Annotated in this window: 9 protein-coding genes; 6 read left to right on the top strand and 3 right to left on the bottom strand. The window is 64.2% G+C overall.

Translation table 11 applies throughout. The features are described from left to right. The first annotated feature begins 213 nt into the window (after positions 1-213). Genes recC through recD form a run of 3 tightly spaced genes read left to right on the top strand, consistent with a single transcriptional unit; the run spans position 214 to position 9,381 of the window. Positions 214-3,696 carry an exodeoxyribonuclease V subunit gamma gene (gene recC, locus HV822_RS06555; RefSeq protein WP_238872938.1) on the top strand — a complete coding sequence of 1,161 codons (3,483 nt, stop codon included), beginning with the start codon at positions 214-216 and terminating at the stop codon, positions 3,694-3,696. After that, positions 3,693-7,328, top strand: a complete 3,636-nt coding sequence (recB, locus tag HV822_RS06550; RefSeq protein WP_238872937.1) for an exodeoxyribonuclease V subunit beta — start codon at positions 3,693-3,695, stop codon at positions 7,326-7,328. Before recC ends, recB begins: the two co-directional genes overlap by 4 nt. Continuing rightward, a complete protein-coding gene (recD, locus tag HV822_RS06545; protein ID WP_238872936.1) occupies positions 7,318-9,381 on the top strand; it encodes an exodeoxyribonuclease V subunit alpha in 2,064 nt (687 codons plus the stop codon). Before recB ends, recD begins: the two co-directional genes overlap by 11 nt. A gap of 322 nt (positions 9,382-9,703) precedes the next feature. On the opposite strand, the gene HV822_RS06540 is transcribed toward recD, so the two are convergent. The 3 genes from HV822_RS06540 to HV822_RS06530 all read right to left on the bottom strand — a co-directional run bounded on the left by HV822_RS06540 (position 9,704) and on the right by HV822_RS06530 (position 11,989). Next, positions 9,704-10,027, bottom strand: a complete 324-nt coding sequence (locus HV822_RS06540; protein ID WP_238872935.1) for a hypothetical protein — start codon at positions 10,025-10,027, stop codon at positions 9,704-9,706. Between the two features lie 298 nt (positions 10,028-10,325). Beyond that, on the bottom strand, positions 10,326-10,997 hold the full coding sequence (locus HV822_RS06535) for a gamma-glutamyl-gamma-aminobutyrate hydrolase family protein (RefSeq protein WP_238872934.1): 672 nt from the start codon (positions 10,995-10,997) through the stop codon (positions 10,326-10,328). Continuing rightward, on the bottom strand, positions 10,994-11,989 hold the full coding sequence (locus HV822_RS06530; protein WP_238872933.1) for an amidoligase family protein: 996 nt from the start codon (positions 11,987-11,989) through the stop codon (positions 10,994-10,996). Before HV822_RS06530 ends, HV822_RS06535 begins: the two co-directional genes overlap by 4 nt. A 108-nt stretch (positions 11,990-12,097) precedes the next feature. Here HV822_RS06530 and HV822_RS06525 point away from each other — a divergent pair, with 108 nt between their 5' ends. The 3 genes from HV822_RS06525 (at position 12,098) to HV822_RS06515 (ending at position 14,861) form a co-directional block, all read left to right on the top strand. Next, on the top strand, positions 12,098-12,286 hold the full coding sequence (locus tag HV822_RS06525; RefSeq protein WP_318035916.1) for a hypothetical protein: 189 nt from the start codon (positions 12,098-12,100) through the stop codon (positions 12,284-12,286). Positions 12,287-12,300: 14 nt separating this feature from the next. After that, positions 12,301-12,954, top strand: coding sequence for a TetR family transcriptional regulator (locus HV822_RS06520; RefSeq protein WP_238872932.1), 654 nt, complete (start codon positions 12,301-12,303; stop codon positions 12,952-12,954). 239 nt (positions 12,955-13,193) lie between these two features. Continuing rightward, on the top strand, positions 13,194-14,861 hold the full coding sequence (locus HV822_RS06515; RefSeq protein WP_238872931.1) for a BCCT family transporter: 1,668 nt from the start codon (positions 13,194-13,196) through the stop codon (positions 14,859-14,861). Positions 14,862-14,931 lie beyond the last annotated feature (70 nt).

Genomic DNA, 14,931 nt, shown 5'->3' with positions numbered 1-14,931 from the left:
ATCGCTGCGTTAAAAATCGCCTCAGGCGCGAGTCCGATCGAAGTGCTCATTTACAATCCGTAAAGTCGAGCGCGACTCCGATCGCTTCTCGGCGATCTTTGCCTTGCGCTGCCTGCCTCGCCAACGCTTCTCAACCACTTGCGGTGTAAGCTGCGACGCTAACCGTCGCAGCCCGGTGATAGACTGGCGGCTGTTTCCAAAGCAGGAGCTCACATGCAGGACGCCAACAGCCTCGCCCCCGGTTTGATGATCATCCACGGCAACCGCCTGGAGACGTTGCGCGAGCTGGCGGTGGACTGGATGCGGGCGCACCCGCTGGCGCCGCTGGAAAACGAAGTCATCCTGGTGCAGAGCAACGGCATCGCCCAATGGCTGCAGATGGCGCTGGCCGCCGACCCTGCGCAGGGCGGCTGCGGCATTGCGGCGGCGCTGGATGTGCAGTTGCCGGCGCGCTTTCTCTGGGACAGCTACCGCGGCGTACTGGGCCGCGACAGCGTGCCCGAGCAATCCCCGCTCGACAAACTACCGCTGACCTGGCGGCTGATGCGCTTGCTGCCCGCGCTGCAAGACCAGCCTGATTTTGCCCCGCTCAAACGCTTTCTCGCCGATGACCACGACTGCCGCAAGCGCTACCAGCTGGCGGTGCGGCTGGCCGACCTGTTCGACCAGTATCAGGTCTACCGCGCCGACTGGCTGAACGACTGGGCCGCCGGGCGCGACCATATCGGGCTGGCGCGCACCGGTCCGCGACCGCTGGATGACGAGGAACGCTGGCAGCCGGCGCTCTGGCGCGCGGTGCTGGCGGACGTGGGGGCTGAGCGCCTGAGTGACAGCCGGGCGGGCATCCATCCGCGTTTTGTCCAGCACCTGCTCGACTGTGACAGCCGACCGGCCAGCCTGCCGCGACGGGTGATCGTATTTGGTATTTCATCGCTACCCGCGCAGACGCTCGAGGCGTTGGCGGTGATCGGGCGTTTTTCTCAGGTACTGCTTTGCGTGCTCAACCCCTGCGAGTACCACTGGGGCGATATCGTTGCCGATCAGGACCTGCTGCGCCACGAATACCGCCGTCAGCAACGGCGGCCGGGCAGCCCGATGCAGTTGGACGAGAGCACTCTGCATCAGCACGCTCATCCGCTGCTGGCCGCCTGGGGCAAGCAGGGCCGCGACTACATCAACCTGCTCGATCAGCACGATGAGCTCGCCACTTACGAGGCGCGTTTTGCCGACATAGCCGGTGGCCGGGTTGACCTGTTTGAAGCGCCTTCTGGCGATACGCTGCTGCAGCAACTGCAGCAGGACATTCTGCAGCTGCGACCGCTGGTCGAGTCTCGCGCATTGTGGCCAGCGGTTGATACCTCGCAAGATCAATCCATTCGTTTTCATCTGGCGCACAGCCCCCAGCGCGAAGTGGAAGTACTGCATGATCAACTGCTCGCCGCCTTTGCTGCTGACCCGGATCTCAAGCCGCGCGACATCATCGTCATGGTGCCGGACGTCAATCTGTATGCGCCGCACATTCAGGCAGTGTTCGGCCAGCACAGCGGTGACGACCCGCGGGCGATTCCCTTTACCCTGGCCGATCAGGGCCAGCGCGGTCAGGAACCGCTGCTGATTGCACTGGAGCATTTGCTGCGTTTGCCCGACAGCCGACTGCCGGTCAACGAAGTGCTCGATCTGCTCGACGTGCCAGCGCTGCGCAGTCGTTTTGGTCTGAGCGAGGCTGACCTGCCGACCCTACAACGCTGGATCGAGGGCGCAGGCATCCGCTGGGGGCTGGACCAGCAACGCCGCGCTGAGTTGGGCTTGCCTGCGGGCCTGGAAGCCAACAGCTGGCGTTTTGGCCTGCGCCGGATGCTGCTGGGTTACGCCAGCGGCGGTGCCGATGCCTGGCAGCAAATCGAACCCTATGACGAAATCGGCGGGCTGGATGCCGCGCTGATCGGTCCGCTTAACGGCCTGCTGGATGCACTCGACCGCCACGAAACCCAGCTGGCCGATGCGGCCCTGCCGACGATCTGGGGCGAACGCCTGCGACAGTTGCTGGACGACTTTTTTGTCGCCGACAGCGACCGTGATCAGTTGCTGCTGGCGCAACTGCACGAAGGGCTGGCCGACTGGTTGGAGCTGTGCGACAGCGTTGCGCTGGATGTCGCGCTGCCGCTTAATGTGGTGGCCGAGGCCTGGCTTGACGGAGTGGGCCAGAGCCAGCTCAGCCAGCGTTTTCTCGCCGGTGCGGTCAACGTCTGCACGCTGATGCCGATGCGCGCCATTCCGTTCAAACGTATCTGCCTCTTGGGCATGAACGACGGCGACTATCCGCGCGCGCAGCCGCCGCTGGATTTCGACCTGATGGGCAAGGACTACCGCCCCGGCGATCGCTCGCGGCGCGAAGACGACCGTTACCTGCTGTTGGAAGCACTGCTCTCGGCCCGCGATGCGCTGCATATCAGTTGGGTGGGTCGCAGCATTCGCGACAACAGCGAACGGCCGCCGTCGGTGCTGATCGGCCAACTGCGCGACCATTTGGCCGCTGGTTGGCACACGGCGGATGGCGCTGACCTGTTGCACGCGCTGACCGTTGAGCATCCGCTGCAACCCTTCAGTCGCGCCTATTTCAGCGCCGATTCCGCGCTGTTCAGTTACGCCAGCGAGTGGCGTCAGCTGCACGACTCCCATGCTGGCGATGATGCAGACCAGCCGCTGGCGCCGGTCACGCTGGAGGCGCCCATTGAGCTGCTGGCGCTGCAACGCTTCTTGCGTAATCCGGTCGAGCACTTCTTTGCCGCCCGGCTGAAAGTCTGGTTGCAGGAACAGCAAAGCAACACCGAAGACGATGAGCCCTTTGCGCTCGACGGCCTGCAACAACATCAGCTCAGCCAGTGGCTGCTGGAGCAGGTGCAGCAGGCTGACCTGCAGGATGACTGGCAAGCGTTGCTGTTGGAGCAGGCGAGCCGTCTGCAGCAGCGCGGCAGCCTGCCGCTGGCCGGTTTTGGTGCGTTGACGCTGGCCCAGTTGGTCGAGCCGCTAGGCGGTCAGCTGGAGCGCTTCCGTGAGCAGCTGCTGTTGTGGGATCAGCCGCTGGAGTATCCACTGCCGTTGCAGGCGTCGGCTAGTACGGCGGAAGCGAAGATTGAGGTGGTCAGCTGGCTCGCTGGCGTGCGCCGCTGCGCCCAGCTGGATGGGCTGATGCGGGTGCAGTTGGTGACCGGCAAGCTGCTCGGAAAAAAAGGCGTGCCGCGTTGGCGCAAGCTGCTGAGTGAGCTGTGTCAGCATGTGCTGGCGGCGGCCTCGGGGCATCGCCTCACCACCGGCCTGATCAGCGCCGATGCCAGCATTCAACTGCTACCGCTGGAGCAAGAACGTGCCGGGCGCATCGTGAATGACTGGCTGCTTGGCTACCTCCAAGGCCTGAAGCGACCGCTGCCGGTGGCGGTGGAAACCGCCTTTGCCTGGCTGACCGAAGGCAAGGAGGAGAAGCGCCTCGGTGCTGCCAAACTCTGTTTTGAGGGCAACGACTTTAGCAGTGGCGAGGTGGACGGCAGCCCGGCCCTGCAGCGCAGCTATCCCGACTTTGCCAGCCTGCAGGCGAGCGACGAGTTTATCGGCTGGGCGCAGTCACTCTATCAACCGCTGGCGCAGGCAATTGAGGATCAATGGCTGATGATTACCGTGGCCGGGGAGGGCGAGGCATGAGCAATCAACGCCCTCTGGCCCTGCGCTGCCCGCTGCGCGGCAGCCGCCTGATTGAGGCCAGTGCCGGTACCGGCAAGACCTTTACCATCTCAGCTCTCTACCTGCGGCTGGTGCTCGGCCACGGCGAGGGCGACAGCGCTTTCAGTCGTGAACTGCTGCCGCCGGATGTGCTGGTCGTAACCTTTACCGAAGCCGCCACCCAGGAGCTGCGCGACCGCATCCGCGCACGGCTGGTCGAGGGCGCGCAGGCGTTTCGTGGCGAACTGAGTGAGCCGGACCCGATTCTCTCCGGCCTGCTGGCGGATATCCCCGAAGCCGAGCACCCCAGCGCCGCGCGCAAGCTGGATATCGCCGCACAGTGGATGGATCAGGCCGCGGTCTCGACCATTCACAGCTGGTGCCAGCGCATGCTGCGCGAACACGCCTTTGACAGCGGCAGCCTGTTTACCCAGACGCTGGAAACCGACCAGCGCGACCTGCTGGCCGAGGTGGCGCGTGATTACTGGCGCTTGCATTGCTATCACCTGCGCGGTGCCGCGCTCAGCTGGGTGCAGCAGATTTGGCAGCAGCCCGATACGCTGCTTGGCAAGACACGGCTGCTGTTCAACCCCGCATCCGCAGAACCGGCAACGGCGTTGCAAGCGCTGCTGGACCAGGCACTGGCCCAGCGCGATGCGCAGCTGGCTGAACTCAAGGCCCCGTGTGCCGAGTGGGCGGACAGCCTGGAAGTGCTGCTGGATCAGGCGGTTGAGCAGGGAGTGGTCGACAAGCGCAAGATTCAGAAGCGCTATTACGCACCCTGGTTCGCGACCCTGCGCCAATGGGCGCTGACGCCGGAGCAGGTGAAGCTGGAGTTGCCGGCGGCGGCTTGGGCGCGGCTCAGCGAAGACGGCCTCGGCGAGGCCTGGAAGAAGGGCGATGTGCCCGATCATCCGGCGCTGCGCGGCTTGCCGCAGTTGCGCGAGGCACTGGCGGCGTTGCCCAATCCCGAGAGTGATGCGCTGCGTCACGCGGCGGACTGGATGTCGGTGCGCTTCGAGGCGGAAAAGCGCCGCCGTGCGCAGATGGGCTTCGACGATATGCTGACCCGGCTCGATGCCGCGCTGCAGGGCCCCAACGGCGACCGGCTGGCGGACGTCATCCGGCAGCAGTTTCCGGTCGCGCTGATCGACGAGTTTCAGGATACCGACCCGCTGCAGTACCGCATCTTCGACCGTATCTATCGGGTGGCTGAAAATGACCAGGACAGCGCGCTGCTGCTGATCGGTGACCCCAAACAGGCGATCTACGCCTTCCGCGGCGCGGATATTCACACTTACCTGCGGGCCCGTGGCGACACCGCCGGGCGGCATGAGAATCTGGATACCAACTTCCGCTCCAGCCAGCCGATGGTCGCGGCGGTGAACCGGGTATTTGAGCAGGCCGAGCAGCACTTTGCTGCTGGCGCCTTCCTGTTCCGCCAGGGCAATGACAACCCTATGCCGTTTCTGCCGGTGCAGGCGCGCGGACGCAGCGAAGTGTGGAGCTACCAGGGGGAACGGGCGCCGGCCCTGACCGCCTGGCTGCTGGAGTCGGAAGAGCCGTTGACGGGCGATACCTATCGGCGGGAAATGGCCGAGCGCTGTGCCAGCGAGATGACCGCCTTGCTGCAGGCCGGGCAGCAGGGCAGCGCCGGTTTTGCGCGCAGCGACCAACCGTTTGCGCCGGTACGCCCGGCCGATATGGCGGTGCTGGTACGTACCGGCCGCGAGGCGCAGCTGATTCGTGATGCCTTGGCCGCGCGCGGTGTACGCAGTGTGTATCTGTCTGACAAGGATTCGGTGCTGGCCACCCAGCAGGCGCAGGATGTGCTGCGCTGGTTACGCGCCTGTGCCGAGCCGGGCAACGACCGTCTGCTACGCGCGGCGCTGGCCAGCCACAGCCTGCACCTTAACTGGCAGGCGCTGGATCAGCTGAACCAGGACGAGCGCCTGTGGGAGCAACGGGTCGACCAGTTTCGCGATTACCGACGCATCTGGCAGCGCCAGGGTGTGCTGCCGATGTTGCACCGGCTGCTGCACGACTTTGCGCTGCCTGCCCGGTTGCAGCAGCAGGACGATGGCGAGCGAGCGCTGACCAACCTGCTGCATCTGGCCGAACTGCTGCAACGCGCGGCCCGCGAGCTGGATGGTGAGCAGGCGCTGATCCGCCACTTGGCCGAGCTGATCCGCCGCGCTGACGAGGGCGCAGGTGACGAACAGGTGCTGCGGCTGGAAAGCGACGCCGAGCTGGTCAAGGTGGTGACCATTCACAAGTCCAAGGGTCTGGAGTATCCGCTGGTATTTCTGCCGTTCATTTGCCTGAGTCGCCCGGTGCGGGCCGATCAGCCGCTGCGCCTGAGCGACGGCTGGGTACTGAAGCCGGATGCCGATCAGGTGGCCGAGGCCGACCGCGAGCGTCTCGGTGAAGATCTGCGGCTGCTCTATGTAGCGCTGACGCGCGCCTGCCACGCCTGCTGGTTGGGTATGGCCGATCTCAAGAGCGGCAACAACAAGCAGTCGGTACTGCATCACAGCGCGATCGCCTGGCTGCTCGGTGGCGGCGCGACGCTGGAATCGTCTGGCCAGTTGAAAGACTGGCTGGCGCGCTGGCAGCCGGACGGCGAGGTGGTCGCGCTGCAGGCCGCCCCCGGGCCGCGTGACGACCGCTTGCAGCTGCTGGATGACGGCCCGGCGCTGGTCGATGCCCGCAGCCCATCCCATGGGCGTTTTGATTCCTGGTGGATCGGCTCCTACAGTGCGCTGGCGCTCAGCGGCGAGAGTACCGACAGTGCGCTGGCCGAGTGGATTGCCGACGACGAGCGCCAGAGTCGCTTTGTGCCGCTGCGCCGTGGCGAGCAAGCAACCATTCACCGCTTCCCGCGTGGCCCGCAGCCCGGCACCTTTTTGCACGGCCTGCTGGATTTGGCGGCACAGGAGGGCTTCGCGGCCTTGCAAGATGCCGAGCGTTGCCGCCGTTGGCTGGCGCCGCGCTGCCAGCGCCGTGGTTGGGGCGAGTGGAGTGAATGCCTGAGCGACTGGCTGGTTCAACTGCTGCAGCGTCCTGGACTGGTGCCGGATACGACGCTGGCACTGGGGGAACTGCCGCAATCGCGCTACCAGAGCGAGATGGCCTTTATGTTTGCGGCGGGCAAAGTGGACGTGCAGCAGGTCGATCGCCTGGTCACGGCGATGACGCTGGATGGCCTGCCGCGTCCGGCGTTGCAGCGTGATCGTCTGAATGGTCTGTTCAAGGGCTATATCGATCTGGTGCTGGAGCATGAAGGGCGTTATTACGTGCTCGACTACAAATCCAACTGGCTGGGTGCGACCCCGGCCGACTACAGCGAGGCGGCCATGAGCCGTGCGCTGCTGGAGCACCGCTACGATCTGCAGTACGTGTTCTACCTGCTGGCGCTGCACCGCCAGTTGCGGGCGCGGTTGCCCGATTACGACTACGACCGCCACATTGGCGGCGCGCTCTACTGGTTTGTCCGCGGCGTCGACGCCGAGAACGGCGGCATCTGCCACCAGCGCCCGCCGCGCGAATTGATTGAAGCGCTGGACCGCCTGTTTGCCGGTCAGCCGGTTGAGGAGATTGACCATGCAGGGTGATCAACTGGATCTGCTCGGCACACTCGACCGTTCCGCCGCGCAGCTCGATAGCGCAACCGCGCTGCTGCAATTACTGGATGACTGGCAGGCCAACGGTTGGTTGCGGGCGCTGGATCGTGCCTTCGCCGGCTTTCTGCTGGAGCAGGCGCCGGACACCGGCCCGGCGGTGCTGCTGGCGGCGGCGCTGGTCAGTCACCAATTGGGCCATGGGCATGTTTGCCTGGATCTGGCCGCGACGCTGGCCGAACCGGACTTTGCCCTGTCATTGCCGCCGGAGGGCGAAAGTCTGCTTGATACACCGTTACCCTCGGCGGTGCTGGCGGGCGTCACGCTGGAGAGCTGGTGCGCGGCGCTGCGGGCCAGCCGGGTAGTTGATAGCGAGCAGCCGGAGCAGGGTAGCTGCCCGCTGGTGCTGGTTGGCCAACGCCTGTATCTGCGCCGCTACTGGCAGCACGAGCGGCACGTGGTCTCGAGCCTGCATCAGCGCCTGCAGCAACCGCTGCCTGTGGCTGAGGATCTGCCCGCGCGGCTGGATGCCCTGTTTGCCGGCAGTCAGCAGAACCCTGACTGGCAGCGCATCGCCTGCGCGCTGGCCGCGCGCGGGCGCTTCAGCATCATCACCGGTGGCCCCGGCACCGGCAAGACCACCACGGTGGTGCGGCTGCTGGCGCTGCTGCAGACCCCAGCGGTTGAGGCCGGCAAGCCGCTGCGTATCCGCCTGGCCGCACCGACCGGCAAGGCCGCCGCGCGGCTGACCGAATCCATCGGCAGGCAAGTAGGAGCATTGCCGGTCGACGACGCGGTGCGCAATGCCATTCCGACCGAGGTCAGCACCCTGCACCGGTTGCTCGGCAGCCTGCCGGACAGCCGCCATTTTCGTCATCACGCGGGCAACCCGCTGGCGCTGGATGTGCTGGTGGTGGACGAAGCCTCGATGATTGACCTGGAAATGATGGCCAATGTGCTGGCCGCGCTGCCGCCGCAGGCGCGACTGGTATTGCTGGGAGACAAGGATCAGCTCGCCTCGGTTGAAGCAGGCGCGGTATTGGGCGATCTGTGTCGACGTGCCGATGCCGGGTGCTACTCGCGGGCTACGCTGGAGTGGTTGCAGCAGGTCACTGGTCAGTCAGTGATGGAGGCGGGCTTGCAGGCCGGTGATGAGGCGACCCATCTGCTGGAGCAGCAGACCGCCATGCTGCGTCATTCTCACCGCTTTGGCGCTGCCAGCGGCATCGGTGAGCTGGCCCGCGCGGTCAATCGCTGCGACGCCACCGCCGCACGCGACCTGCTGCAACGCGGCAAATTTGACGACATTCAGAGTCGCCGCCTGAATGGCAGCAACGACCCGGTGTTCAGCGCATTGGTGTTGGGCGGTGAAGGCGCGCTGCCGGGCTATGGCGCTTATCTGAGCACACTCAGGGCGCAGCGCCCGGGGGCAGATGTACCTGCTGATGATCTGTGCTGGGAGGCTTGGGCTGCCGCCGTGCTGAGCGCCTTTGATCGCTTTCAGTTGCTTTGCGCGGTACGCCGAGGGGACTGGGGCGTTGAGGGGATCAACCAGCGCGTCGCTGACCTGCTGACCCGCCGCGGCCTGCTGCGTGCCGACAAGCTTTGGTACGAAGGCCGCCCGGTGCTGGTCACCCGCAACGATTACAGCCTGGGCTTGATGAACGGCGATATCGGCATTGCCCTACGCATTCGTGAGCCCGCCTTGCACGCCGGTCAGGTGGAGACTGAGGCGCTGCGCGTCGCCTTCCCGCGTAACGATGGCAAGGGCGGCATTCGCTTTGTATTGCCCAGTCGCCTGCCGGATGTGGAAACCGTGTTTGCCATGACCGTGCACAAATCTCAGGGCTCGGAGTTCGAGCACGCTGTGCTGGTGCTGCCCGAGGCGCGTAACCCGGTGCTGACCAAGGAGCTGGTCTACACCGCCATTACCCGCGCCAGTAAACACTTCAGCTTGCTGGAAAGCCGGCCCGGTGTATTGGAGGCGGCGGTGCAAACGCCGGTGCGGCGCATCAGCGGGCTGGATTTGGGCGCGGCAGCCAACTGATCACATGCCGTTCATGCAGTCTGCTGGCGGGCTCGACCGGATTCATGAGCTGTTCCAGGTTACGCACGATCAGTTGTTCCGGCAGATAGCACGCGCGGTAGTTCTTGTAGCTGGATGACTTGCCCCTCGAACAGGGCAATCTGATGGCTCGCTCGGCTACCTCGGGTTTCAAGGGGACGGCTGTACAAGGCACCGGCGCCACCCGCAGGGCCAGGCGCTGTCGGTCGCTTATCTAGAGCGATTGCACTCCCTTCGCCTTGTCTAGCCAAAACGGGGTTCCCGGCAGGCGGGCAAACGAAACGGCAACAGACCCTGGTTCAATTCAGGCGAAATAATCCTGCATCCAGTCAAACAGTGTTTGGCTGCGCATCTCTGCTAGCGGCATCTGCTTGAATTCACCGCCAACCTCTTCCTCCCGGGTGACGAACTGGTAGAGCACCACGCCCGGGTGTTGGTCATGCAGGATAAGGGTGATGCGCCGCTGGGTTCGCAGGCAGTCCAGGGTCAGCACATCAGCGGGGATGCCGACATCACGCATGCTCTGGCGCACCTCCACCACAGGGTTGATGTGCTGATGCGCCGCTTGAATCTGTGTGTGGGCGTCGCTGACCAGGTCGGACAGGGTTTTCAACGGATCGACAGACACGGGTACTCCGGTTTAAAGGGAAAAGGCGGCGCAGTTGCGTGGCGATGGGGGCGGCAGATGAGAGATGCGACCGCGCCCTTTTTGCTCAGCCCGTCGACGCGCCTGGTTGACCAGTTTATGGGGGCTGGCCGATATCGACAAACGTGCAGGAGCAGGTTGCCCTGGCGAGTCGATATCTTTGTTGCCGCGTGGTAGCGTGGAGGAGGCCTCGTATTGAGCGGTTATCGTGCAGGCTGTTGTTGCAAGGGGCGCGACGCCGCTGTTGCTGGTTTCGCGTTTTCTGCTGCGGTTTGAAGCGCTAACCCAGCTCCCGCGCTGCCGACACTAGCGCCTTGAACAAGCGGCGTTGGCGCGGCAAAAACAGCAGAAACTCCGGATGCCATTGCACGCCCATGACAAAGTGCCGGCCGGGCGCTTCGATAGCCTGGGTGATCTGGTCCAGGTCGCGCGCGCTGACCACCAGACCCTCGCCAAGCTGGTTAATGGCCTGGTTGTGCAGGCTGTTGATGCGCGCGCGCTGCACCCCCAGCAGGCGCGCGAGGTGGCTGCCGGCATCTACGCAGAGGGTTTTCAGTGGCAAGATGGTGCGCCGGTGTGAGGTCAGCTTGCGACGTGAGCGCAGGTCCTGAAACAGGTTGCCGCCGCAGCGTACATTCAGCAACTGCGCTCCCCGGCAGATGCCCAGCAGCGGCAGGCCGCGGTGCAGGGCGTCGTCGATGACTGCCGTTTCGAGGGCATCGCGGGCGGTGTCATAGCGCGGTTTGACCTCGGGCTCGGCGGCATACAACACCGGGTCGATGTCGTGACCGCCGGTCACCACTACGCCGTCATAGCGTGGCAGACGGCGCTCGTCGCCCGGTTCCAGTTGGATGGGCACGCCGCCGTAGTAGCGGATTGCACGGGCTACCAGAAAGCGCGGCCCGAAGGCCCCGCGTCGGGGGCCGGTAATGGCAATGCGCGGGCGGTTCATGGCGCGTCGCTGCTGAGCCAGTCCCGTTCAACCTGCCGTGGCCAGCTGTCCAACAGCCTGCCCAGCCCTTGATCTAGCCATTGCTGGTACGCCTCGCAGCAGCGCTGCAGGCGTTCCAGATCGCAGGCTAGTCGCTCAATCTGCAACCAGTCATTCCAGGCGGGGGTCATGTCCCAACCGGGCTCGTCGATACGGCAGTCGGGCAGACGGTAGTGGAAGGTGGGGCGCGCCTTGATCAGCGGGTCCGGAGCGCGGGCCAGCACGCGTTCCTCGTCAAGGTGGCGAAACAGCGGCAGCATGTCCAGTGCGCGGTTGCGGGTCGGGTTGTGCTCCAGGTAGTCATCAATCAGTTGGGCCTGCTCGGGCCAGTATTCGGGCGAGGTGACGCGTTTGACGTAGGCGGCCGGGAACGGGTCCACGTAGGTGGTGATACGCCGCGCCAGGTTCACCTCGGTGCGCTCGGCCAGCCAGTCATACAGACACAGGAAGGCTTTCAAATAGGCGGTGATGGTGTCGGCGCGGTCGTCCGGAATCTCCGGGTTGAACTGCATGCCAAAGGCGTTGGTCAGGCGGTCGCCGGTGCCCTTGGCGCCAGCCTCGCGCAGTCGTGCGATCAGCGCGTTGACGCCATCCAGCCGGTCCAACGGCAGCGGCGGGCTGACCAGCTCGGCGGGCACCAGCGCTTCGGCGACCCACATCAGGGCGTCCTCGGCGGAGCTCATCAGCTCGGCTGAGCGCGGATCGTCGGGGCGGGGCTTGCGGCCCAGGCGCTTGACCAGGCTGGAGTCCAGCTCGACCACCCAGTCGCCGGCGTCATCGCCCGTCAGGCGGCGTTCGTAGCGGCCGGGTTGCTCAATCTGGTAGTTACCTGTGCTGGCGACCAGCTGGCTCAGGCGGTCGATATCGATGCCGTTCATTTCCAGCTCGATGCCAACGCGGCGCAGAACGCCGTCGCTGGTGTGGGTGCGCGGTGGCATGGTGATGGTGGGCATGGGCCTCTCTCCTGCGGCGTTTGCAGCGGCGCTGGCGGTGATCGGTGCATGATCTGGGCGCCGCTGGTGTAGAATCCTCGTTACTTCCTTTTTACACACAGGTATGACATGAGCAAGCTTTCGGAGTTTCGCGCTGCTGAACGTGAGTTGGCTGCGCAGTTGGAACACCTTGAAAAACTCAAGAAGGACAGTGGCTTGCAGCAAGAGCTGGCCTTTAATGAGGAGCTCAAGGCACTGATGGACAGTTATGGGATGACCGCGCGCCAAGTGCTCACTATCTTGCGCTCAGCACCTTAAACTGCCGCCTGGACATGCACGCAGACCCACCAGGCAAACGGGCGCTGCTGGACGCCGCCGAGCGCCTGGCAGCCAACAGTCGCTGTCTGACCAGCTTGGGCTTGCGTGAGCTGGCCCGCGAGGCGGGTCTCAACCCCAATACCTTCTACCGCCATTTTCGCGACATGGAAGACCTTGGCCTGCAGCTGTTGCGCCAGTCCGAGGGTGAGCTGCGTGCCGCGCTGCGGGCGCTCCGGCACCAGGCCGCCAATGAGGTGGAGCAAGGCGCCGGTGAAAACGGCGTGAGCAAGGGGCAAGCGGTTTGTCGGCAAACGCTGCGCCTGTACTTCGACTATGCGTACGCCAACCGTTCACGGGTTTTGATTGCGGTGCGCGAGCTGCATGGGCCGTCGCTGGCGTTGCGCAACGAGTTGCAGCGGCAGATGGACGAGTTTGCCGACGATATGGCCGAAGACATCCTTGCACTGGGCCTGATGCCGCTGCAGGTCTCGGCGCAGCAGGTGCGTCGTATCGCCGGTATGGTCAACCGCAACATGCTCTTTCAATCGCTCGATTATCTGGGTGAGCCGGCCCGGCGCAGCGAGATTCTAAGCCAGGCCGAAGAGCAGGTCATGATGCTCTTTACCGGTGCCGTGGCGCTGCATCAGCGCGGTGAATTAAGGCCCTGAGTCGGCCCGGAAATTTCACTAATACCCGGCAACTGGCTATCATTAGCGGGCTTTGACACTAAAAACATCGGCCACAGCATGATTGCGGAGGCATAAAACGATGTCATCGCCGCGCACCGCAAGGTGCATTTTCAATACCCCCTGGGGGTTTCAATCGTTGCCGCCGGACCGCGTCTGGGCGCTGGTGGCACGTCAACGGGCATTAGCCTGCAACTGCAATGCAGCATCGGAGCATACAGATGGCGAAAGAACCATTGCATGATCACGACCAAGCGGCCGACCCGAGCGGCCACGACGGCATCCCGGCACCGACCGGCGAGGCTAATCTGATCGATACTGATTACGTTATTGGTCAGGACAACATTTCTGGCAGTTTTGTTTTCAACCTGGACATCCACGGCAAGGTGTTCACCATCTCGGCGCTGAGTGTGGTGCTGTTTGTGGTGATTACCCTGGCGCTGCAGGCTGAAGTCGCACCGCTGTTCACTGCGCTGCGCGACTGGCTGACCGGCAACCTGGCCTGGTTCTTCCTGGGCGCTGCCAATATCTTTGTACTGCTGTGTCTGGGGCTGATCGTCTCGCCGCTGGGTAAGGTGCGCATCGGCGGTATGGATGCCAAGCCTGATTACGGCTATCTCGGCTGGTTTGCCATGCTGTTTGCTGCCGGTATGGGCATCGGCCTCATGTTTTACGGCGTATCCGAGCCGATGTCGCATTTCTCAACCTCGCTGGGTGGCGTCAGCGTTGGTGAGGACGGACTGCGCACCGACTGGGCGCCGCTGGGCGGCGCTGCGGGGGATGTGGCTGCTGCCGAGCGTCTTGGCATGGCTGCGACCATCTTCCACTGGGGTCTGCATCCTTGGGCGATCTACGCGGTAGTGGCACTGGCGCTGGCGCTGTTCTCCTTCAACAAGGGGCTGCCGCTGACCATTCGCTCGATCTTCTATCCGATCCTGGGTGAGCGAGTCTGGGGCTGGCCGGGCCACGTGATCGATACCCTGGCGGTGTTTGCCACCCTGTTTGGTCTGGCGACCTCTCTGGGGTTTGGCGCCGAGCAGGCGACGGCGGGTTTGCACTATCTGTTCGATCTGGGCTCTGGCAACGTCACCAAGGTGCTGCTGATCGTCGGCATTACCGGCATTGCGCTGCTCTCGGTTGTGGCCGGGCTGGACAAGGGCGTGAAGCGTTTGTCTGAGATCAACATGGTGCTGGCCATCTTGCTGATGGGCTTTGTCATCATTGTTGGCCCGACCCTGGCGATTGCCGCCGGGTTCTTCGACAACCTGCTGGCCTATGTAACCAACCTGCCGGCGCTGTCCAACCCGATAGGTCGTGAAGACGCCAACTTTACCCAGGGCTGGACCGCCTTCTACTGGGCCTGGTGGATCAGCTGGTCGCCCTTCGTCGGCATGTTTATCGCGCGCGTCAGCCGCGGTCGCACTGTACGTGAGTTCCTGATCGCTGTGCTGCTGGTGCCGTCTCTGGTATCGGTACTGTGGATGACCGCGTTCGGCGGTACCGCCATCGGCCAGTTCATCACCGAAGGATTCACCGGTGTGCAGGACGCAGCCCTGGAGCTCAAGCTGTTCGTGATGCTCGGTGAGCTGCCGCTGACGGCGATCACCTCCTTTGTCGGCATCATTCTGGTTATCGTGTTCTTTGTAACCTCCTCGGACTCCGGCTCGCTGGTGATTGACACCATCACCGCTGGCGGCAAGGTCAATGCGCCGGTGCCGCAGCGGGTGTTCTGGGTGATCATCGAAGGCGTGGTAGCCATCGCATTGTTGCTGGGCGGCGGCCTGGCCGCCTTGCAGGCGATGTCGGTATCTACCGGCCTGCCATTCACCATCGTACTGCTGGTGGGCTGTATCGCCATCATCAAGGGGTTGATGACCGAGCCGCGTTAAGGGCTTGGCAACCTCTTGCATAAGGCCGGTCTTCCAGGTGGAAGACTGGCCTTTTTTGTTTGTATCAGGC

It is taken from the genome of Halopseudomonas maritima (assembly GCF_021545785.1).
Taxonomy (GTDB): domain Bacteria; phylum Pseudomonadota; class Gammaproteobacteria; order Pseudomonadales; family Pseudomonadaceae; genus Halopseudomonas; species Halopseudomonas maritima.
Note: the sequence above shows the minus strand (reverse complement) of the source record. Positions and strands in the feature narration are given on the sequence as shown.

Coding starts and splice junctions, on each gene's coding strand:
- recC (WP_238872938.1), top strand. CDS start 214: ATGCAGGACGCCAACAGCCTCGCCCCCGGTTTGATGATCATCCACGGC.
- recB (WP_238872937.1), top strand. CDS start 3,693: ATGAGCAATCAACGCCCTCTGGCCCTGCGCTGCCCGCTGCGCGGCAGC.
- recD (WP_238872936.1), top strand. CDS start 7,318: ATGCAGGGTGATCAACTGGATCTGCTCGGCACACTCGACCGTTCCGCC.
- HV822_RS06535 (WP_238872934.1), bottom strand. CDS start 10,997: ATGAACCGCCCGCGCATTGCCATTACCGGCCCCCGACGCGGGGCCTTC.
- HV822_RS06530 (WP_238872933.1), bottom strand. CDS start 11,989: ATGCCCACCATCACCATGCCACCGCGCACCCACACCAGCGACGGCGTT.
- HV822_RS06525 (WP_318035916.1), top strand. CDS start 12,098: ATGAGCAAGCTTTCGGAGTTTCGCGCTGCTGAACGTGAGTTGGCTGCG.
- HV822_RS06520 (WP_238872932.1), top strand. CDS start 12,301: ATGCACGCAGACCCACCAGGCAAACGGGCGCTGCTGGACGCCGCCGAG.
- HV822_RS06515 (WP_238872931.1), top strand. CDS start 13,194: ATGGCGAAAGAACCATTGCATGATCACGACCAAGCGGCCGACCCGAGC.